The 20,295-nt window shown below is 70.6% G+C and carries 23 protein-coding genes and 1 tRNA gene; 15 read left to right on the top strand and 9 right to left on the bottom strand.

Translation table 11 applies throughout. The features are described 5' to 3' along the window. The first annotated feature begins 15 nt into the window (after positions 1-15). The 5 genes from ACWEPL_RS37420 (at position 16) to ACWEPL_RS37400 (ending at position 4,438) form a co-directional block, all read left to right on the top strand. Entirely contained in the window at positions 16-1,110 is a 1,095-nt protein-coding gene (locus ACWEPL_RS37420) for an L-histidine N(alpha)-methyltransferase (RefSeq protein WP_452438957.1), read from the top strand. A 117-nt stretch (positions 1,111-1,227) separates the two neighbouring features. Then, positions 1,228-1,368: a hypothetical protein gene (locus ACWEPL_RS37415; protein ID WP_355199200.1), complete on the top strand. Its 141-nt coding sequence runs from the start codon at positions 1,228-1,230 to the stop codon at positions 1,366-1,368. A gap of 48 nt (positions 1,369-1,416) precedes the next feature. Further along, entirely contained in the window at positions 1,417-2,601 is a 1,185-nt protein-coding gene (locus ACWEPL_RS37410; RefSeq protein ID WP_452438956.1) for a YcaO-like family protein, read from the top strand. Further along, complete coding sequence (locus ACWEPL_RS37405; RefSeq protein WP_452438955.1) at positions 2,601-4,049, top strand: TfuA-like protein; 1,449 nt, start codon at positions 2,601-2,603, stop codon at positions 4,047-4,049. Before ACWEPL_RS37410 ends, ACWEPL_RS37405 begins: the two co-directional genes overlap by 1 nt. A 122-nt stretch (positions 4,050-4,171) precedes the next feature. Next, complete coding sequence (locus ACWEPL_RS37400; protein ID WP_452438954.1) at positions 4,172-4,438, top strand: hypothetical protein; 267 nt, start codon at positions 4,172-4,174, stop codon at positions 4,436-4,438. Positions 4,439-4,685: 247 nt separating this feature from the next. Here the strand turns inward: ACWEPL_RS37400 and ACWEPL_RS37395 are convergent. Further along, positions 4,686-4,758, bottom strand: a tRNA-Ala gene (locus ACWEPL_RS37395). Between the two features lie 75 nt (positions 4,759-4,833). Between ACWEPL_RS37395 and sigJ the strand changes: the two genes are divergently transcribed. Beyond that, positions 4,834-5,724: an RNA polymerase sigma factor SigJ gene (gene sigJ / locus ACWEPL_RS37390; protein WP_452438953.1), complete on the top strand. Its 891-nt coding sequence runs from the start codon at positions 4,834-4,836 to the stop codon at positions 5,722-5,724. 11 nt (positions 5,725-5,735) lie between these two features. On the opposite strand, the gene ACWEPL_RS37385 is transcribed toward sigJ, so the two are convergent. Next, positions 5,736-6,266 (bottom strand): Clp protease N-terminal domain-containing protein, encoded by a 531-nt coding sequence (locus ACWEPL_RS37385; protein ID WP_452438952.1) that lies wholly within the window; start codon positions 6,264-6,266, stop codon positions 5,736-5,738. Positions 6,267-6,300: 34 nt separating this feature from the next. On the opposite strand from ACWEPL_RS37385, the gene ACWEPL_RS37380 reads away from it, so the two are divergent. Next, a complete protein-coding gene (locus ACWEPL_RS37380; protein ID WP_452438951.1) occupies positions 6,301-6,441 on the top strand; it encodes a hypothetical protein in 141 nt (46 codons plus the stop codon). On the opposite strand, the gene ACWEPL_RS37375 is transcribed toward ACWEPL_RS37380, so the two are convergent. From ACWEPL_RS37375 to ACWEPL_RS37355, 5 genes are all read right to left on the bottom strand, one after another. Further along, the gene (locus ACWEPL_RS37375; protein ID WP_452438950.1) at positions 6,438-7,268 is read right to left on the bottom strand and encodes a metal-dependent hydrolase; all 831 of its coding nucleotides are present in this window, start codon (positions 7,266-7,268) and stop codon (positions 6,438-6,440) included. The genes ACWEPL_RS37380 and ACWEPL_RS37375 overlap by 4 nt on opposite strands. Next, positions 7,265-8,494, bottom strand: coding sequence for a CynX/NimT family MFS transporter (locus tag ACWEPL_RS37370; RefSeq protein ID WP_363966486.1), 1,230 nt, complete (start codon positions 8,492-8,494; stop codon positions 7,265-7,267). Before ACWEPL_RS37370 ends, ACWEPL_RS37375 begins: the two co-directional genes overlap by 4 nt. 138 nt (positions 8,495-8,632) lie before the next feature. Then, positions 8,633-9,013, bottom strand: a complete 381-nt coding sequence (locus ACWEPL_RS37365) for a hypothetical protein (RefSeq protein ID WP_452438949.1) — start codon at positions 9,011-9,013, stop codon at positions 8,633-8,635. Further along, positions 9,010-9,372, bottom strand: a complete 363-nt coding sequence (locus ACWEPL_RS37360; protein WP_350740632.1) for a hypothetical protein — start codon at positions 9,370-9,372, stop codon at positions 9,010-9,012. The genes ACWEPL_RS37365 and ACWEPL_RS37360 overlap by 4 nt, the downstream gene beginning before the upstream one ends. A gap of 66 nt (positions 9,373-9,438) precedes the next feature. Then, on the bottom strand, positions 9,439-10,128 hold the full coding sequence (locus ACWEPL_RS37355; RefSeq protein ID WP_452438948.1) for a TetR/AcrR family transcriptional regulator: 690 nt from the start codon (positions 10,126-10,128) through the stop codon (positions 9,439-9,441). A 43-nt stretch (positions 10,129-10,171) separates the two neighbouring features. Between ACWEPL_RS37355 and ACWEPL_RS37350 the strand changes: the two genes are divergently transcribed. Then, positions 10,172-11,527, top strand: coding sequence for a DHA2 family efflux MFS transporter permease subunit (locus ACWEPL_RS37350; protein ID WP_452438947.1), 1,356 nt, complete (start codon positions 10,172-10,174; stop codon positions 11,525-11,527). Further along, a complete protein-coding gene (locus tag ACWEPL_RS37345) occupies positions 11,497-11,991 on the top strand; it encodes a DUF523 domain-containing protein (RefSeq protein ID WP_363966492.1) in 495 nt (164 codons plus the stop codon). Before ACWEPL_RS37350 ends, ACWEPL_RS37345 begins: the two co-directional genes overlap by 31 nt. On the opposite strand, the gene ACWEPL_RS37340 is transcribed toward ACWEPL_RS37345, so the two are convergent. Both ACWEPL_RS37340 and ACWEPL_RS37335 read right to left on the bottom strand, forming a co-directional pair. Next, positions 11,936-12,379 carry a hypothetical protein gene (locus tag ACWEPL_RS37340; protein WP_363966494.1) on the bottom strand — a complete coding sequence of 148 codons (444 nt, stop codon included), beginning with the start codon at positions 12,377-12,379 and terminating at the stop codon, positions 11,936-11,938. The genes ACWEPL_RS37345 and ACWEPL_RS37340 overlap by 56 nt on opposite strands. A 94-nt stretch (positions 12,380-12,473) precedes the next feature. Next, complete coding sequence (locus ACWEPL_RS37335) at positions 12,474-13,013, bottom strand: hypothetical protein (RefSeq protein WP_452438946.1); 540 nt, start codon at positions 13,011-13,013, stop codon at positions 12,474-12,476. A 40-nt stretch (positions 13,014-13,053) separates the two neighbouring features. Between ACWEPL_RS37335 and ACWEPL_RS37330 the strand changes: the two genes are divergently transcribed. The 6 genes from ACWEPL_RS37330 (at position 13,054) to nhaA (ending at position 20,278) form a co-directional block, all read left to right on the top strand. Next, the gene (locus tag ACWEPL_RS37330; RefSeq protein WP_363966498.1) at positions 13,054-13,731 is read left to right on the top strand and encodes a response regulator transcription factor; all 678 of its coding nucleotides are present in this window, start codon (positions 13,054-13,056) and stop codon (positions 13,729-13,731) included. A gap of 37 nt (positions 13,732-13,768) precedes the next feature. After that, entirely contained in the window at positions 13,769-15,067 is a 1,299-nt protein-coding gene (locus ACWEPL_RS37325; protein WP_452438945.1) for a sensor histidine kinase, read from the top strand. Positions 15,068-15,108: 41 nt separating this feature from the next. Next, a complete protein-coding gene (locus ACWEPL_RS37320) occupies positions 15,109-16,113 on the top strand; it encodes a lytic polysaccharide monooxygenase auxiliary activity family 9 protein (RefSeq protein WP_452438944.1) in 1,005 nt (334 codons plus the stop codon). Positions 16,114-16,265: 152 nt separating this feature from the next. Further along, complete coding sequence (locus ACWEPL_RS37315) at positions 16,266-17,636, top strand: Dyp-type peroxidase (RefSeq protein WP_363966504.1); 1,371 nt, start codon at positions 16,266-16,268, stop codon at positions 17,634-17,636. A 121-nt stretch (positions 17,637-17,757) separates the two neighbouring features. Beyond that, on the top strand, positions 17,758-18,441 hold the full coding sequence (locus ACWEPL_RS37310; RefSeq protein ID WP_452438943.1) for a GAP family protein: 684 nt from the start codon (positions 17,758-17,760) through the stop codon (positions 18,439-18,441). A 40-nt stretch (positions 18,442-18,481) separates the two neighbouring features. Beyond that, positions 18,482-20,278 (top strand): Na+/H+ antiporter NhaA, encoded by a 1,797-nt coding sequence (gene nhaA, locus ACWEPL_RS37305; RefSeq protein WP_363966508.1) that lies wholly within the window; start codon positions 18,482-18,484, stop codon positions 20,276-20,278. Positions 20,279-20,295: the final 17 nt, after the last annotated feature.

Genomic DNA, 20,295 nt, shown 5'->3' with positions numbered 1-20,295 from the left:
TCAGCGTTAACGGCGGTGACCCGTCTGGAGCCGGGGCTGTGGAGGAGTAGACGGACGTATGTGGCCGGCGATGTACTGTCCGACGTGATGGGTGTACAGCAGCATGCGGTGTCGCCGCACGAGAACTTCTATCGCGCCTACTCGGCGACACAGGTGGGTGCCATCGTCGATTCGCTCAACGACCGTGCCGAGTTTCCGTACGAACTGACCTACCTCGGCGACGGGAGCGAGATGTGGCGCGAAAGCGAAGTGCCGTCCAACCCCGAACTCGCACCGATGCTGAGCGACTTCGACACGCTCCTGACTTGCCACGCCGAGCAGTTCCTCGCCCTTGCGCCGTCATCATCGCCGGTGCAGATCGTCGATCTGGGGCCGGGAACGACGCGTCCCGTGCGCGGGCTGATCCGCCACCTGCTGGACAGGTCCCGCCTGACCGGCTACCGCGCGATCGACATCAGCGCAGAGATCCTTGAGCTGGCCAGGGAGAACCTCCGAGCTGGCTTCCCCGCTCATGTGGAGCGCTTCGAGCTGTGCCGCGGCGACTTCACCGGCCCCGATCTCGCCCGCGTCCTCACCGCCAAACCCATGCTCGGCCACGATGGTGCCGATCCGGTCCGCTTCGTCGTCCTGGCCGGCGGGACGCCGTACAACTTCGCCGAGCCGGCCCAGGTCCTGCGCCACGTATGTCACGCCATGAGCGACCACGACGTGCTGTTGCTGACGCTGCGCATCGACACCGGCGTCGACAGGCCCCCGTTCATGGATCAGGTCAGCGTCGGCGGCCCGTACAAGCCCCAGCAGCTGGTGGGACTGGACCTGCTCGCCATCGACCGCTCCTGGTACGTCACGGAAACAGGGTTCGACCGCGTTCGCAGCGAAGTCTTCGTCCGGGCACGGTTCATCGAGCCGGTCACCGTGACCTTCGACGTCGGAGATGACCAGAGGAGGGTGTCGTTCGAGCCGGGCGACACAGTGCTCGTCTGGCGCTACCTCTACCACGACAGCGCGGCGGTGGCCGACCAGCTCACCCGCTGTGGGCTCCAGGTGCGCCTCTTCGAACACGGTCAGGACAGGCAGGTGGTCCTCGTCGCCGCGACGCCGGCGCAGTGAACGTCGAAGCCCGCGCCCGGATTCCGACGGGAAAGATCTTCTCAGGAAGATCAGGCTTGGCTACGCTCAGCGTGGGATCGCCGGTGCGCTACCGGCCGACGACAGAAAGGTTGGCGGATGAATCTCAACTTGCCCACCGCAACCCAACTCCGTGGCGAGCTGACCAACTTGCTCCAGATGACGAGCAAGGACACCGTCTGGAGCGTCAAGCTGAAGGACAACGACGACCTCGAGCCCGCCGACGTCCACGGCGCGTGACGGTTCAGATTGAGCCGTCTCACCACTGTTGACCACACCGACAGCGGCATGGCGGACAACCTGTCGGGCGGGGACGGAGTGCTTGCACACCCCGTTCCCGCCCTCGACGAGATCCGCAAAGCCTGCGTGTCCGGCACCCACCGCGTCCTGACCCCCACAGACACGCTGCGCCGGATCCAGCCACTCTTCCCGATCGTCGGTATCACCCGGCTCGCCGACGTCACTTGGCTCGACGAGATCGGCATACCGGTCCACCAGGCCGTCCGCCCGAATTCCCGGACGGTGTCGGTGAGCCAGGGCAAAGGCCTCACTCATGACCTCGCCCAGGTCTCGGCTGCCATGGAATCGATCGAATCTTGGCACGCCGAGCGCATAGATCCCGGCGAGACGACCGCGACCGTTGGCGACATGGAACGCGCGTGCGGCTACCGCGTCCACGAACTGCCCCTGGAACCCCGCCACCACCTCCGGCCGGGCCTGGAGCTTGAATGGACCAGGGCAAGCCGCCTGGACGACGGAACGGACACCTTCCTGCCGACCGACCTGCTGCGCCTTGACGGCCGTGTGCGCGACACCTGGGCACCACCCCTGTTCGCCCAGAACAGCAATGGACTCGCCAGCGGTAACACCTTCGCCGAAGCGGCACTCCACGGCATCTACGAGGTCATCGAACGCGACTGTCTGACCCGCGCCAAGAGGAACCCATCACCGGCCCTGGACCTGGCCACCGTGGACGGTCCAGCCCAGGAGCTGCTGGGCCTCATGGACGCGGCCGCGGTCGAGGTCCGGGTCGAAGTACTCCCGTCGCCCACCGGGCTCGCCTGCTTCCTGGCCACCATCTGGAGCGAAGAGTTCCCGGTGCTCTTCGCCGGCGCGGGTGCCCACCTTGACCGTGACGTCGCCTTGTGCCGCGCCCTGACCGAAGCCGCGCAGTCGCGCGCCACCCAGATCGCCGGAGCCCGGGACGACCTCACCACGGGGGCCTACCGGCGCGCCGTCTCGAGCGGGTCCGCGCGTCCCGCACCGCTCTCGAAAGCCGACGGGCTCAGCTACGACGAGATCGCCTCCGTCCGCAACGAAACCCTCGCGGACGACCTGCGCACCACGGTCACCCGCGTCCTCGCCCTGACCGGGCGATCTCCGCTGGTCGCGGACCATACCAGGCCCGACCTCGGGATCCCCGTCGTACGAGTGGTCTGCCCCGGGCTTCTCTGCGAACCGGCGTTCATGTGATGACCCGGTACCTCTTCGTCGGCCCCAGCCTGCCGGAGGCCGCCGATCTGCTCACGGCGGACGACATCACCGTCCTCCCACCGGTAGCGGCAGGAGACCTGCTGAAACTCGCGCCCCAGCAGGGAGACGTCGTCGGCATCATCGACGGCTACTTCCGCCAGACCCGCGCCGTCCGGCACAAAGAGATCCTCTCCCTCATCCAGACCGGCGTGACAGTCCTCGGCGCTGCCAGCATGGGCGCTCTGCGCGCAGCCGAACTCGACACCTTCGGCATGCACGGCGTGGGACGCATCTACCGCGACTACCTGGAAGGCCGGCTGACGGCCGACGACGAGGTGGCCCTCCTGCACGGTCCAGCGGAGGAACGCTACCGGCCGCTCTCCGAAGCCCTCGTCAACATACGCGCGACCCTGAGCCTGTGCATACAGGAAGGGATCCTCGACGAGCCCACCGCCGCTCACCTCGTCGCCGTGCTGGCCCGGCGGCCGTACCGCCTGCGCTCCTACCCGGAACTCATCCAGCTCGCCCGCGAGGCGGCCATACCAGCCGCAAAGGTCGAAGCGCTACGGCATCTGTGCGCGACCCGGGCCGTCAACCTCAAACGCGACGACGCACTGCAACTGGTCCACAGATTACGCATGCCCCACGAAAGCCGCGCGAACGGCACCACGCACCCCTCGCCCAACTTCACCATGGCACCCACCATCTACGTGCACCGCTGGCAGCTGGGAGCACGCAGCGTCGACACCGAGGACGGCCGGACCGCCGAGATGAGCGTCCTGCGGATGTGTCAGCTCTTCGCCCGGGACTACCCAGACTTCTACCGGGACCTGGTCTTCAACCATCTGGTCCAGGAATGTGCCTCCAACTGCCGGACCCAGCACACGGAGGCGACCCTCGACAGAGCGCTGGAGCACGCACGGCATCGCAACGTCATCCCGGATCCCCGATCTGACAACCTCGAAGAGCTGAGCTTCCTCGACCTGTGGCTGACCCCGTCAGAGCGAACCTCACGCCCGCTGAAGGACCAGCTCGGCACCTTCCTGGTGCGCAGCTTCCAGCTGACGCCTGGGGCTCCCGCGGACGGCCTGGCGCTGGACGCGCTGCGCCGGCGGCCAATTGTCTCGACAGCGGCGAAGCTCGTCAACGCCGCGAAGTCGGTGAACGAGCACGCACAGCAGACTCAGTCCATCTTCGACATCCATACCTTGTCGGCGGACCGCATTCTGACCCATATCAGCGAACGATGGGGCGCCGAACCCGGAGCCCTGGAACTACACGCACTGGACCGGGGGATAGGCTCCCGGGACGTCCTGGTCGCTGCGGCACGACCGTACTACCTCCTGGCAAGGTACAACCCGGACCTCATGGACCTGCACATCGACCACTCGAACGTGAGCCCTTCACCGCCTGCGGAGACTCAATCGTCAGCGCCCGGCAAGATGTAGATCCTCGTCCCAGCACACGATCATCCTGCACCCCGGGCGACCTCGGCCACCTCGACAAGTTCCGTCCGGATTTGCCTTGCCTCAGCCCCTCCTGGCGAAGGACGTACTCCACTGCCAGGGCGATGACGGAGGGGTTGAACGGCCGTCTCAAGGGCCACGACCTCGACCTGAGCAACCCGAAGAACCGGCTCGCCCGCGCCCGCGTCGCCCAGACCATCCTGGTCGCGCTGCTCGTCACCGTCACCAACGACCACTTCCTCGACCAGTGGCGCCACATCCACGAGCCCCAAGACGAGCCCGTCACAGTCGCCGACACGCCGCAGACTCCAGCCCAGCCCTTCGACGACACACCACCCGCAGGCCAGAGCAGGCCACCACCCGCCCCATAAGCCGCACAACCCGCCACCCTGTCGCAGCGCCCCGCTCACCGTCGGCCTCGCCATGCCCAACGGCCGGATCTCGCTCCCCCACCAGCGGCCTGACACCACCCGGGCCTTCCCAGAGACCCGCTCGGCAGTCCCCGAACCAGGACGAACCCGATTCGGAAACCTCTGGAACAACAAGATCCCGCCCGATCTCAATGATCAGACGGGATCCCGTCAACTTCAGTCCGGCCGTTTCAAGAACGGCCCAGAGTGGAGCTATGGGGATTCGAACCCCAGACCTCCTCCATGCCATGGAGGCGCGCTACCAACTGCGCCATAGCCCCTTGCGATCACCAAGTGTATCGGAGATCGGGAGCCCCTGTGTCACACCGAGAGCCCTGTGATACGTCTATGGTTTCATGCCGACCTTTGAAGACCACCGAAGCCTGCTGACCGGGGTCGCGTACCGGATCCTGGGCAGTGCCGCCGACGCCGAGGACGTCGTGCAGGAGGCGTGGTTGCGCTGGTCGGGGGTGGACGAGGCGACTGTCGACGAGCCCAAGGCGTACCTGGTCAGGGTGACCTCGCGGCTGGCCATCGATCGGCTGCGGTGGGCGAAGTCGCGGCGGGAGTCGTACGTGGGGCCGTGGCTGCCCGAGCCGATCAGCACGGCGCCCGACGTCGCCGAGCACGCCGAGCTGGCCGAGTCGGTCGAGCTGGCGCTGCTCCTGGTGCTGGAGACGCTGTCGCCGCTCGAACGGGCCGTGTTCGTGCTGCGGGAGGCGTTCGACCTGCCCTTCTCCGAGATCGCGGAGATCATCGGGCGGGCCGAGCCGGCGACCAGGCAGCTCGCGCGGCGGGCGCGGGACCACGTGCGGGAGAGGCGGCCCCGGTTCGACGTGGACAGGCAGGAGCGGCGGCGGATCACCGAGCGGTTCATCAGCGCCTCCGCCGAGGGCAACCTCGACGGGCTGATCGAGCTCTTCGCGAGTGAGGTCACGATGGTCAGCGACGGCGGCGGCAAGGCCCGGGCCGCGCTGCGGGTCATCACCGGCGCCGACAACGTCAGCCGCTGGCTGCTGTCGATCAACACCCCCGCCAACATCGCGGCCTTCATGGCCTCGATCGGCATGGCGGGGATCTCCGACCTGTCCATCGGGCTGGCGACCATGAACAACGCCCCCGCGATGGTCATCTCCGCGGGTGGACGGGTGATCACGGTCGCCTCGCTGCTGATCTCGGACGGCAAGATCGACACGATCTACCTCATCGCGAATCCCGAGAAGATCGCGCACCTGGAGCCCGTCTGACGCCGCTGCGATCAGGCCGTGCGCCGGGTGGGGACGCGGGCCTCGCGGATCAGCGCGGCCAGGTCCACCCCGGCGTCCCGGAGGATCGCGGCGGCGCCGTTCGCGTGGTCGGCGAGCAGTCCCCACAGCAGGTCCTCACCCGCGACCGGCCCGGGGCGCCACATGGCGACCTCGATCGCCTTCCTGGAGTGCATGGCCAGCGGGATCTCCCCCAGCGGCCCGTACAGGGTCACCCGCAGCGGGCGCACCCGGGACCGGCGCAGGCTCCACAGACTGGGCGCGTCCAGGCCCGCCCTGGTGCGCTGGTGCACGGCGTCGAGGTCGATCCCCAACGTGGCCAGCAGTGACCGCGCGTCGCGCACGTCCACCCGCGCCCGCACGTCGGCCTCGGAGGCGGTGAACGCCGCCAGCGAGAACGGCCGGACCTCGGCCACCCCCAGCAGCAGCACATCGGCGTCGAGCGCGGGCCGGCCCGCGTCGAGCGCGAGTATCCCGGCCTTGACCACGGCCCTGCGGGCCCCCTCGGTGAACCTGGCGAACACGCGGCTACCTCCCCGTCCTGCGAGCATGCTTGCGATGAGCCGACTGCCGCCGAACGCCCAGCGCGTCGGCGATCTGCTCCCACGACCAGCCCTGGGCGCGGGCGTTCGACACGTGCGTCGCCTCCAGCTCCTCCAGCAGGCCCCTGAGCGCGGCAGCCGGCCGCTGACCGGCTAGCTCGGGGCGCCGCAGGTGGTGCGCATGGTCAGGGCGGCCTCTTCCAGCGAGAACGCGACCTCGACCCGTCCCAGCTCGGCCGTGCTCCCCACGTGGGTGCCGCCGCACGGGATGGACGCCTCGCCCTCCGGCAGCGAGCAGTGCCACGTGCGGCGGGCGGTCAGCCCCGGCCCCGGAATGTCCAGCCGGACCGGCGCGTCGGCGGCCACCCACGCGGCGAGCTGCTCGTTCGCGTGCCGGGCGACCTTCCCGAAGTCCAGGCCCTCGGCGGAGAACCCCTTCTTGCGCAACGACTTGCCCAGACGGTAGACGTCCACGCTGCCGTACGGCTCGATCCGCGACGAGACGATCGCCGTCTGGTCGAAGTCGGGGTGCCCGAGCGGGTCGGGCGTGGCTTCCTTACGCCAGTGGCCGGCCAGGGCCGCGTTCACGGCGAGCGCGGCCAGGTGGCAGGCGGTGTGACCCGCCGAGAGCGCCGCCCGGAATCCGGCGTCCACCTCGAGCTCGGCCTCCGCCCCGACGGGCAGCGGCGTCTCGGTGACGTGGACGACCAGCCATTCCCAGCCCTCCGTGCCGCGCCGTACCGGGATGGCGTCGCCGACGAAGACCTCGCCGGTGCTCGACTGGGCCCCTGTCACGCAGTCGATGACCGGCAGGCCTCCGATCGTGCCCCAGTCTGCGGGCTGGTCGGGCCAGGTGTGGTCAAGGGGGTGGAACGGCGTCTCGGCGACGACGAGACCGTGCCGGTCCCCCACCGGCACGGCCCCGACGATCTCGGAACGGCCGCTGGTCCGGCCGTCGGGAAAGGTGACGATGGTGGACTTCATCCGGTCATTCTCGCAGGGACCGCCTGCTCGTCCTCCAGGTAGCGGTTGCGGCCCGCGTACAGGCCGGTGAACAGCTGCACGACGAGCACCACGAAGATCAGCATGTACGGCAGCGTCCATCCGCCGGTCACGTCGCGCAGCACGCCGACCAGCAGCGGACCGGCGCCGGCGATGAGGTATCCCGCGCTCTGCCCGAACGCCGACAGCGCGGCCGTGGCCTCCGCCGTACGGGTGCGCAGGGCCAGCATCATCAGCGCCAGCGGGAACGACCCCATGCCCACCGCCACCAGCGTCACCCAGAGCAGCGCCAGGTCGGCCGGCCCGGCCCACAGCCCCAGGAACCCGGCCGCGTAGAACGCGACGAGCCCGACCACGGCGGGACGCTGGTCGCGGAAGCGGGAGGCGACCATGGGGACGGCGATCGAGACCGGGATGTTCAGCGCGGTGAACACGCCGAGGATCACTCCGGCCTCCGACGTGCTGAAACCGCTGTCGGTGAGCATGGTGGCGAGCCAGCCGAACATCATGTACGCGATCATCGACTGGGTGCCGAAGTAGATCGCGATCATCCACGCCAGCTTGCTGCCGAGCAGGCGGCGGAGGCCCGCGTCCCGGCTGCCCGCGTCCCGCTCCGGCTCACTGCGCAGGAGCGCGAGCCACGGAATGGCGGCGACGGCGGCCAGGGCCGCCCACACGCCGAGCGCGATGTGCCAGTCGCCCGACGCGCGCTCGATCGGCACGGTCGCGGCGGCGGCCAGCATGGTGCCGACCGCCAGGGCCGTGGTGTAGACGGTGGTCATGATCCCGGTGCGGGCCGGGAAGTGGCGCTTGATCAGCGTGGGGATGAGCACGTTGCCGACCGCGCCACCGGAGAGCGCCACGGCGCTGCTCAGCAGGAACACGGGGGCGGAGCCGACGAGCGACCTGACCAGCATGCCGACGCCCAGCGTGACGAGGGCGAGCAGGAGCAGGCGGTGCTCGCCGATGCGGCGGGCCAGGGTGGGCGTGATCGCACCCACGCTGGCGAAGGCGAGGACGGGGAGGGTGGTGAGCAGGCCGGTGCCGACGCTCGACATGCCCAGCGCGCCGGTCAGCTGGTCGAGGAGGGGGCCGACGCTGGTGACGGCGGTGCGGAGGTTGAGGGCGGCGAGGACGATCCCCAGGACGAGGAGCCAGGCGAGGGGTCCGGTGGTACGGCCTCGTGCCTCTTGGGTCAGCACGCTCATCGGGGGCGGTCCTCCACTCATCAAGTCATAGGACGAATCGCCATCTTAACAGGACCGAAATATGCATTTATTCCTGGCTGTGTCGGTTGCGGGCAGCAGGACGACCCAACGGACGGCGCACGCACGGCTCGACCGGGGTCAGCGTTTGTGGCGGAGCACCCAGTAGAGGCCCACCACCGGAAGCACGAGCGGGATGAACCCGTACCCCTTCCCGTACGCCGACCACACGGTCGCGTCGGGGAAGGCGGCCGCGTCGAGGAGGCTGAGCGTGCCGATGGCCAGCACCCCGACCAGCTCGATCCCCAGCCCCACCAGCGCCAGGAGCCGTGCCCCGCGCCAGAGCGCGACGGTGAGGGCGATGTAGACGGCGGCCGCGAAGGCCGACAGCGAGTACGCCAGCGGCGCCTGGTCGAACTTGGAGACGATCTGCACCGCCGCGCGAGCCCCGGCGGCCAGCGAGAACAGCCCGTAGACCGCGATCAGGGCGCGTCCGGGCCCGGTGCTGATGGAGGCGGTCACGCGCCGCCCGCCCAGATCTGCAGCATCCGCCCCGTCATCACCGCGATCGCGAACCCCGCCACGACCAGGATCGCCGATCCCCACCTGCTCCGCTCCGCCAGCGCCAGGAACACGCCTGCGGGCGGGATCACCACCTGGCCTCCGACGTAGCCGAAGAGCGTGACCTTCTCGGCGGGCCCCTGCCCCCCGGCCACCGCCGCGATCACGAAGCCCGCCTGCACCAGCACAGCTACCTCGAGCACGGCGAACCCGACCAGCAGCACCATGCCCATCGGCCGGTTGCGGACGGCGACGATCAGGCTCGCCAGCATGAGCAGCAGCGAGACGACGATGACGATCGTGGAGATGACGGTGTTCATCGGGGCTAAGGCTATCCCCAGGGTGTCCCGGTCCCCATTTCGCGGCGGCCGGAAGCGAGGGCGGCGCTACCGCTGCGGGATGGCGCGTTCGATGCCGTCGAGGACCCAGTTGAGGCCGCGTTCGAAGTTGTCGTCCGCCCCGCGTACCCCCTGCTCGATCATCGGCGCGAGCCGCAGGAACTCGCCGCTCTCGACCAACTCCTTGATGTACGGCTCCGCCACGGCCGTCCGCTCCGCCTCGTTGATCCCCTCCGACCGGGGCGCCCCGCGCTCCTGCGCCTCCCGCACCACGAACCCGGTCATGTAGTCGTTGAACACCGCCAGGAACCGCCACCGGGTCAGCCGGTCGAGCTCCAGCCCGTCGAAGGCGGCCAGCTTCTGCTCCACGTGCCGCAGCGCGTTGGGCCCCACGGCCACCCGCTGCGAGATCAGCTCCACCCGCCACGGATGCCGCAGCACCAGCTCGCGTTCCCGCCGCGCCATCAGCAGCAGCGCCTCGCGCCAGGAGGACGGGAGCGGCTCCTCGACGAGCACCTCGGCGCTGACCTCGTCGAGCATCAGCGCGAGCAGATCCTCCTTGCGCTCGATGTACGAGTACAGCGTCATCGCCCGCGCCTCCAGCTCCGCGGCCACCCGCCGGATCGAGACCGCGGCCAGCCCTTCGGCGTCGGCGACGGCGATGGCGGCGGCCACGATCGCCTCCCGGGTCAGGGCCGGGCGGCGGGGCGGCGTGGGACGGGACCAGATCGAGCTCACGCCCAGATCCTAGACACTGTACGAAAGTGCTACGGTGTACGACATGCGATACAGCGTACGAAGTTCACTCCGGACAACGGGCCTGGTCGTCCTCCTGGGCGTCGTCATGACGATGCTCGACACCACGATCGTCAACGTCGCGCTCGGCACCCTGGCCCGCGACTTCCACACCACGCTCGCCACCATGCAGTGGGCGGTCACCGGCTACCTGCTGGCCCTGTCGATGACGGTCCCGGTCACCGGCTGGGCCGTGGGCAGGTTCGGCGCCAGGAACGTCTGGCTGGTCTCGCTCGCGCTGTTCGTCGCGGGTTCCGCGCTCACCGCCGCCGCCTGGTCGGTCGGGAGCCTGGTCGCCTTCCGCGCGGTGCAGGGGCTGGGCGGGGGCCTGCTCCTGCCGGTCGGCCAGATGATGCTGGCCAGGGCGGCCGGCCAGGAGCGGATGGGCCGCGCGATGGCCATGATCTCGCTCCCGGCGATGCTGGTGCCGGTGCTCGGGCCGCCGCTGGGCGGGGTGATCGTGGAGGGTCTCGGCTGGCGGTGGCTGTTCCTGATCAACGTGCCGTTCTGCGCCGTGGCTCTGCTGGCGGCGTTCCTGCTGCTCCCCCGCGAGCCGGGCGCGAACCCGCAGGGGCTCGACGTGCTGGGTCTCGCGATGCTCTCGCCCGGCCTGGCCGCGCTGGTCTACGGGCTGTCCGAGATCGGCGACGGTGCCTCCCCGCTGCACCCCGCGCTGTGGATCGGCGTGGCGCTGGTCGCCGCGTTCGCCGTGCGGGCGCTGCGGACGACTGGCACGCTGCTGGATCTGCGGTTGTTCGGGAACAGGCAGTTCGCCGCCGCGGTGGGCGCGCTCGTGTGCTATTCGGCCGCCATGTTCGGCTTCACGGTGCTCGTGCCCCTCTACAGCCAGCTCGCGCAGGGCGGGAGCGCGCTGGAGGCGGGCCTGCTGCTGGCCCCGATGGGGATCGGCGCGGCGATCACGATGCCGGTCGCGGGCAGGCTGGCCGACAGCAAGGGGCCGCGCGGCGTCGGCGCGGCGGGCGTGGTCGTGGCGGTGGCGGGCATCGCGGGATTCGCGGCGTTCGGGGGTCTCGTGCCGATGTTCGTCCTGGGGCTCGGGCACGGGCTGGTGTCGACGTCGGTGATGGCGGCCGCGTTCAAGACGCTGGAGCCGGTCGCCATCCCGGCCGCGACCACGCTGAGCACGATCGCGGTGCGGCTCGCCTCCCCGTTCGGGGTGGCGGTGCTGGCCGTGCTGTTGCAGGTGTTCACCAGGACGGGCGTGGAGCGGCCCTTCACGTACGCGTTCGGCGTCGCGATCGCGCTGGCGGCCGTCTCGCTGGTGCCGATCGCGCTCATAGGATCGAAGGCATGGAGAGGATCCTCGTCAGCGCCTGCCTGATGGGCCGCCGGGTCCGCTACGACGGTCGCGCCAAGACCAGTTCGGACGCCCGGCTCGCCGCGTGGCGCGAGGAGGGGCGGCTGGTGCCGCACTGCCCGGAGGTGTCAGGCGGGCTGCCGATCCCGCGTCCCGCCGCCGAGATCGAGGGCGGCGCGAGCGGGGCGGCCGTCCTGTCCGGGGCCGCCCGCGTGCTGGCGAGCGACGGGTCCGACGTGACGGCCGAGTTCCTGGCGGGCGCGCGGTCGGCGCTGGCCGTGGCGCGCTCGTACGGCATCCGGCTGGCGGTGCTGAAGGAGGGCAGCCCGTCGTGCGGCGCGCTGTCGATCTACGACGGTACGTTCAGCGGCCGGCGCGGCCCCGGCCAGGGCGTCACGACGGCGCTGCTGGAGCAGCACGGCATCCGCGTGTTCACCGAGGACCAGGTCGACGAGGCCGCCGACTGTCTGCGGACCCTGGAGCCGTGACCCCGCTGTCCCCGCGCACTCTGGACGCGTAGAAGGAACCCGCCAGCCCGGTGGCGAGCAGGACCGCGATCACGCTGTGATACCAGCTCAGCAGCGTGCTCGCCGGGCCCGCCCCGAGCGCGAGCGACAGGATCCCCATCAGCACCCCGCCGAGCGCGGCCGCGTGACCGTAGATGAGCCCGTCCCAGGCCCACGCGCGCTTGGCGAGCACGCCGTACGCCCCGGCGAACGTGGCCCCGGCGCACAGCGTCTCCACGATCGCGGCCGGCACGATCACGGGCTCGCGTACCGGGCCGAACGCGATCCCGGCGTGCAGCAGCCCGAACGAGAGGAAGATCAGCGCGTACAGCAGCGACAGCCAGCCCAGGGCCCTGCGAAGTGCGTCCATGTGATCCACCCTCGCACCCGGGGCGGGCCGGCGAATCGTCCCCAGGGAGGCGGTGCGGATACCACGCCCGCCGTAGCCCGGCGGCCGCCGCTCGTCAGTACTCCCAGGTGTCGGTGCGCTGCTCGTGACTGATGCAGAACACCCCCGTGCCGTGCTCGCCCTTGACCAGGTCCACCCTGATCCAGCCGGTGGCGCGGGCGACCTTGGCGGTGTAGCCGCTGACCGGGGTGGCCGACACCAGGCGGCAGCCCTCCGGGCCGAGCGTGAACGCCACCTCGCCGCCCTTCACCTTCACCACCTTCAGCGGCTTTCTCGGCGCGGGACTCTTCACCGGACTCTTCACCGGGCTCTTCACGGGGCTCTCGACCGGGCTCTGCACCGGGCTTTCGACCGGGCTCTTGACCGGCTTTCTCGGCGCACGACTCGGGCCGGGGGTGGCGGTCGGGGTGGCGCTGGGGCTGGTGAGGGTCAGCGGGGCTTCCTCGGCCGCGATCGTCTGGGCGACGAACGGCTCCACGTCCACGTCGTCCACGAACTCGTCCCGCAGCACGCCCCGTACGCCGAACCACGAGACCGACACGGCCACCGCGGTCGCCCCGCACCAGATCGCCGCGTATCGAAGGGCTCGACGCATGAGACGAATTATGTACGGTTTCGTCGGTACGGTTGGGCGCATGGCGACGGTTCTCGTAGTGGAAGACGATGAATTCGTCAGATCAGCGATCATCCACGAGCTCGGCCGGCGCGGGCACGCCGTCCGCAGCGCCGGGTGCGCGCTCGACGCGCTCAGGGAGATCTCGCAGCGCCCGCCGGACGCCGTCGTCCTCGACCTCGGCCTGCCCGACCTGGACGGGTCCGAGGCGCTGCGCATGGTCCGCGGCGTCTCCGACGTGCCGGTCATCGTGGCCACGGCCCGCGACGAGGAGGCCGAGATCGTCCGGCTGTTACGGGCGGGCGCGGACGACTACCTGGTCAAACCGTTCTCCGGTGACCATCTCAGCGCCCGGCTGGACGCCGTGCTGCGCAGGGCCAGGTCCGCGCCCGCGCCCCAGCTGTTCCGCGTGGGCGGCCTGGAGGTGGACGTGGGCCGGCGCGAGGCCGCGCTCGACGGCGGTCCGCTCTCGCTGACCAGGCGCGAGTTCGACCTGCTCGCCTACCTCGCCGCCCGGGCCGACCGCGTCGTCACCCGCCAGGAGCTGCTGGCCGAGGTCTGGCGGCAGTCGTACGGCGACGACCAGACGATCGACGTGCACCTGTCGTGGTTGCGGCGCAAGCTCGGCGAGAGCGCCTCCCAGCCGCGCTACCTGCACACCGTCCGGGGCGTCGGCGTGATGTTGTCGGCACCCCGATGAGAGCGCCCGACGAGAGTGCCCCGATGAGAGCATGCCGATGAGGCGCACCCTGGCGGTGCTGATGGTCGCGGTCACCTCGATGGTCGCGCTGGCCTTCCTCGTGCCGCTGGCGCTGATCGTCAAGGAGACCGCGCAGACCAGGGCGCTGGCGGGCGCCGAACGGCAGGCGTCCGCGCTGGTCCCGGTGCTGGCGCTGACGACCAGGAGCGACGACCTCGGGCACGCCATGGCCCGCACCGAGGCAGGGCGGCGCGGCCTGCTGGCCGTCCACGTCAAGGGCGGCGCGACGCAGGGCACCTCCCGCGCGCCCGCCGCCGAGGTGGCCAGGGCCGCCCGCGAGACCAGGGCGAGCACCGTCGAACTGGACGGCGGATACGTGCTGCTGCGCCCGGTCGCGCTGGACGAGGACCGGGGCGCGGTGATCGAGGTGTTCGTCCCGGCCGCCGACCTCAACCGGGGCGTCGTCACGTCATGGGCGGTGCTGACCGGGGTGGCCGTGGCGCTGGTGCTCGGCTCGGTGCTGGTCGGCGACCGGCTCGGGGCGCGGGTCGTACGCTCGGCGCGGCGGCTCGGCACCGCCGCGACCGCGCTGGGAGCCGGTGACCTGAGCGAACGCGTCTACCCCGACGGGCCGCCCGAGCTCAAGGCGGCGGCGACCGCGTTCAACGCCATGGCGAACCGCGTCACCCAGCTCGTGGCCGCCGAGCGGGAGCTGGCCGCCGACCTCTCCCATCGGCTCCGCACCCCGCTCACCGCGCTCAAGCTCAGCCTGGACCAGCTCGGCCCGCAGGCGGAGCCCGGCAGGCAGGCGCTGGCCAGGCTGGAGGGCGAGGTGGACACGATCATCGCGGCGGCCCGGCGGCCGTCGCGGGCGGCCAGGTCGTGCGACGCGGCCGAGGTGCTGCGCGAGCGGCTGACGTTCTGGTCGGCGCTGGCGGAGGACCAGCGGCGCCCGTGGGAGCTGGTCGGGGCCACGCTTCCGGTACGGGTGCCCGTACCGGCCGGTGAGCTGACGGCGGTGGTGGACGCGCTGCTCGGGAACGTGTTCAGGCACACGGCGGAGGGCACGGCGTTCGGCGTCACCCTGCACGAGGGCCAGGACACCGTCGGCATCCTGATCGCCGACGCGGGGCCCGGCATCGCGGACCCGGACTCGGCGATGGAGCGGGGCAGCAGCGGCAGCGGGTCCACCGGGCTCGGGCTGGACATCGCGCGCAGGCTCGCCGAGTCGACGGGGGGCCGGCTGCGGCTGGACCGGTCGTCGATGGGCGGGGCCCAGGTGCAGGTGTGGCTGCGTACTGAAATAGCAGCTAAGCCAGCCTTAAAGGACACTTAAGCCCGAAGTTTCGCTCTTTCTGGTGCATCAAGGTGATCTACATGCAGATCACCCGCAAGGCGCTCGTCGCCACCACCCTGGCCGCCCCCACGCTGCTCGTGCTCGCCGTCGCCCCCGGCACGGCCTCCGCGCACGGCACCATGAGCAACCCGCCCAGCCGCACCATGGTCTGCTACAGCGAGGGCCCGGAGAACCCGAAGTCTGCCGCCTGCAAGCAGGCCGTGGCCATCGGCGGCACCCAGCCGCTTTACGACTGGAACGAGGTCAACATCGCCGACGCGGCGGGCCGGCACCGCCAGATCATCCCGGACGGGAAGCTGTGCAGCGCGGGGCGGGACAAATACCGCGGGTTCGACCAGGCGCGGGCAGACTGGCCCGCGACGACCCTGGCGAGCGGCGCGTCCCACACGTTCAGGTATCGGGCGACCGCGCCGCACAAGGGATCGTTCGAGCTCTACATCACCAGGGACGGCTACGACCCGGCCAGGCCGCTGAAGTGGTCGGACCTGGAGGCCAAGCCGTTCCAGACCGTGCAGAACCCGGTGGTGACGGACGGCTTCTACACGATGAACGCCAAGCTGCCCGCCCGGCAGGGACGGCACCTGATCTACGCGATCTGGCAGCGCAGCGACAGCCCCGAGGCGTTCTACTCCTGCTCGGACGTGGTCTTCGGGCAGGCCAACCCCGCCCCGGCCCCCACGCCCACCGGCACCCCCACCGCGACCCCCAAGCCCACCCCCACGGCCACGGCCGCCCCCACGGGCGCCCCCACGCAGCCGTCCGGGGACGTGCCGGCCGTCAACGCGGGCGTCGGCGTCGCCCCCGCCGCGGCCAAGGTCGGCCGGCAGGTGAGGGTGACGGCGGTCTGCGGCGGATCGACGGTGCGTGACGTGACCTCGAACGCCTTCGCCACCGTCCGGAACCGCCCCACCGCGCCCACGGCCACCTGGTCGTCGGCCCTGAAGGCGGTCAAGGCGGGCCGGTTCGGGGTGACGGTGCGCTGCGAGAACGGCGGCGTGGCGCGTACCGCTCTCACCGTCGGCTGATCGGGAAAGCAACCCGACCGTTTTCCCGGAAACCTTCTCGCGTTCCCAGGAGTCGTACAGGTGGGGCGCGTTGGAACACGGGGGATGTGGCGTTCCCCGTGCCGCGCGTTAGGGGGCCCGATTTCACATCGAAACGGGGAAGGGACTCGGCAATGCCTGTCGACCTGAACAACGCACAACCTCTGGCCTGGGACTCGGCCACGCTCGACGCGGATACCAAGGCGATGCTCGACAATCTCCAGCCGAACATCCTGCGCGCCCACGTGCGCGAGCACCTGTCCGTGCTGTTCGTCCGGTTCAACGACGCGGCGGAAGGAAAGGCGTTCCTCCGGCACGTCGCGACCACCAAGATGAAGTCGGCCCGCCGGCACCTGCAGGAGGTGCACGACTTCAACGCGAAAGGCAGCCGCGGCACGCCGTACGTCGGCATCGGCATCAGCAAGGCCGGCTACCGCGACCTCGGCCACTCGGTCGAGGACGTGCGCAAGTTCGAGGACCGGGTGTTCCGCGACGGCATGAAGCGCCGCGTCGCCGAGGTCGCCGACCCGCCCGTGGAGACGTGGGAGCGCACGTACCAGCGGGAGATCCACGCCGTCATCCTGATCGGCGACGCTGAGCCCGAGCCGGTGGCGGCGCTGCGCGAGGAGATCCTCGGCGAGCTGCCGGAGAGCGCGCGGCTGCTCGGCGAGGAGACCGGGCAGGGCATGCGCAACCCCGCCGGCGACGGCATCGAGCACTTCGGGTACGTGGACGGCCGCAGCCAGCCGCTGTTCGTGAAGGACGAGGTGGACAAGGAGCCGAAGAAGCACTGGAACCCGGCGTTCCCGCTGAGCAACGTGCTCGTGCCCGACCCCTTCGCGCCGAACCCCGTCCGCCACCACGGCAGCTACCTGGTGTTCCGGAAGCTGGAGCAGAACGTACGGGCGTTCAAGACGATCGAGCAGGAGCTGGCCGACGGCCTGGGCCTGGTCGGCGCCGACCGCGACCGGGCGGGCGCCATGATCGTCGGCCGGTTCAGGGACGGCACGCCCCTGACCAGCAAGCCCAAGGCGGGCGGCGGGCCGGTGACCAACGACTTCACCTTCGACGGCGACGACGGCAGCAAGTGCCCGTTCAGCGGGCACATCAGGAAGACGAACCCGCGCTCGTTCGGGCGTGAGGTGCTCATGGCGCGGCGCGGCCAGACGTACGGGGAACGGACCGACGAGCCGTGGGACGACTCGCCGCCGGAGACCCGGCCGAGCGGCGAGGTCGGGCTGCTGTTCATGGCCTTCAACGGCAGCCTGCTGAGCCAGTTCGAGTTCACGCAGCAGTCGTGGGCCGACAACCCCGACTTCGAGAACCCGGCCACCGGGCACGACCCGGTGATCGGGCAGGGCGATCGGGACATCAAGGTCGCGTTCCCGAAGGTCTGGGGCAAGCCGGAGCTGTCGGCGCCGCAGGCCCAGGTGGCCCAGACGGTCACGATGAAGGGCGGCGAGTACTTCTTCGCGCCGTCGCTGGCGTACCTGCGGAACCTGTGACCGGGAGAGGCCGGGCCCGTCCGCGGCCCGGCCTCCTCCGGCGCGATACGAAGAAGTATGTACGCCCGGTTCACCCCGCCGGAGGAGGAACCGGCGCTCGCGAACCAGCACGATCGAGAGCATGACCATCGGACTGCTGCTCGCCCTCGCCGCCCTGGCCCTCGTCGACAGCACCAGCTTCGGCACCCTCGGCATTCCCGTCTACCTGCTGCTGGCCTCGAAACGGTCGCGCGGGTTGCTGATCTATCTGGCCACCATCACGGTCTTCTACTTCCTGGTGGGGGTCGCGCTCATGCTGGGGCTGTCCACGGTGATGGACCGCTTCGGCGACGTGCTGCGCAGCGGTCCCGCGTACTGGGTGCAGCTCGTGCTGGGCGTGGGGCTGTTCGCGCTGAGCTTCAGGCTCGACCCCAAGCGGCGCGCGAAGCTGGGCAAGCCCGAGCGCCGCTTCGAGCCCCGGGTGGGCGGGCCGCGCGTGATGGTGCTGCTGGGGCTGACCGCCGGGGTGCTGGAGGTGGCGACGATGGTGCCCTACCTCGCCGCGATCGGCATCATGACCACGGCGGGGCTGAGCGTCGGGCAGTGGGTGCCGGTGCTGGGCGCGTACGTGCTCGTCATGATCCTGCCGCCGCTGGCGCTCATGGGGCTGCGCGCCGTGGCGGGAGCCTGGCTGGAGCCGAAGCTGGAGTGGCTGCGGGCCTGGATGACCAAGCACGCGGCGTCCGCCCTGAGCTGGGGCGTTGCCATCGTCGGTTTCTTGCTTGCCCGGGATGCGGCGTTTTATCTGTTCTTCCGGACACCGTAGGATCGGATGCCTCCGCTGGATCTTCGGGGGGAGATCTGTGATGTTGCGGGCGTTCCTGCGGACCGAGGCAGGCAGCACAACCGTGCTGCTGGTGGCCACGGTGCTTGCCCTGCTCTGGGCGAATTCGCCATGGGGTGACACCTACGAGGCGTTCTGGCACACCCCCATGGGCATCTCCTTCGGGGACGCCGACTTCTCGCTGGACCTGCGGCACTGGGTCAACGACGGGCTGATGTCCGTCTTCTTCTTCCTCATCGGCCTCGAGGTCTCGTACGAGGTGCGGCTCGGGCAGCTCAGGGACCGGCGGCTCATCGCCGTGCCCGCCGTCGCGGCCCTGGGCGGGATGCTGGTGCCGGCCGGCGTCTACCTCCTGCTCAACTTCGGCGGGCCGGGCGCGGGCGGGTGGGGCGTGCCTATCGCCACCGACACGGCGTTCGTGCTGGGCGTGCTCGCCGTCGTGGGGGCCCGGTGCCCGGATCCGCTGCGGGCGTTCCTGCTGACGCTGGCCATCGTGGACGACGTGCTGGCGATCATGATCATCGCGATCTTCTACACCGCCAGCCTCTCCATCCCCGCGCTCATCACCGCCGTCCTGCTCCTCGCGGCCATCGTGACCCTGCGGTGGCTGAGGATCTGGCGGGCGCCGGCCTACGTCGTGCTGGGGTTCGCGCTCTGGGTGGCCACCCTCGAGAGCGGGATCCACCCGACGCTGGTCGGCATCGCGCTGGGCCTGCTGGTCTTCGTCTACGCGCCCACGGACCAGAAACTGCTGCTGGCCGGCGAGGCCGTGCAGGAGTTCACCAGCGAGCCGAGCGCGCGGGCCGCCAGGGAGGCCACTCGGCGGGTCCAGCGGGCCGTCTCCGTCAACGAGCGGCTGCAACTGCGCCTGCACCCGTGGAGCAGCTACGTGATCGTGCCGATCTTCGCCCTGGCCAACGCCGGGGTGCGGCTCGACGGCGAGACCCTGCGGGCCGCCCTCACCTCGCCCGTCGCCATCGGGGTGGCGCTGGGGCTGGTGGTCGGGAAGTTCGTCGGGATCTCCCTCGGCACGTGGCTCCCGCTGCGGTTCGGCTGGGGGATCCTGCCCGGCAACCTGGTGTGGGGGCAGCTGCTGGGCGGGGCGGCCGTGTCCGGGATCGGGTTCACGGTGGCGCTGTTCATCGTGGATCTGGCCTTCGACGGGTCACCCATCCACGCCCAGGCGAAGATCGGCATCCTGGCCGGGTCTCTGCTGTCCGCCCTGCTGGGCTGGGTGATCTTCCGGTTGGCGTGGGATCGGGGCGGGGTGTGCGCGCCGCCCGAGGCCGAGCCGCCCGAGGAGCTGCCCGACCGGCTCACGGTGCCGGTCGGGCCGGCGGACCACGTGCGCGGGCCCGAGGACGCCAAGATCACGATCGTCGAGTACGGGGACTTCGAGTGCCCGTACTGCGGGCGGCTGCACCCGGTCCTGGAGGAGATCCTCCAGAAAAATCCTGATGTACGGATGGCTTTCCGGCATTACCCGATCCGCACGCTGCACCCCCGGGCCGCGTCGGCCGCGATCGTCTCCGAGGCCGCGGCCGACCACGGAAGGTTCTGGGAGATGCACGACATCCTCTACGACAACCAGCGCTTCCTCACCGACGCCGACCTTGAGCACTATGCCGCCGAGCTGGGCATCGACCCCTGGTCCGACGTGCCGGGCCACGCCGCGCGGATCGCCCTGCACGAGGAGTCCGGCCGCGACGGCGGCGTGCGCGGCACCCCCACGCTCTTCCTGAACGGCGTGCGCTACCAGGGCCGCCTGGACGAGGGGTCGATCAGCAGAGCATTGGACGATCTGCGCGAATCCCCGTAGCGTCGTCGCGTCCGGCT

It is taken from the genome of Nonomuraea sp. NPDC004186 (assembly GCF_053603495.1).
The sequence above is the reverse complement of the archived record's forward strand: the minus strand, read 5'-3'. Positions and strand labels throughout refer to the sequence as shown.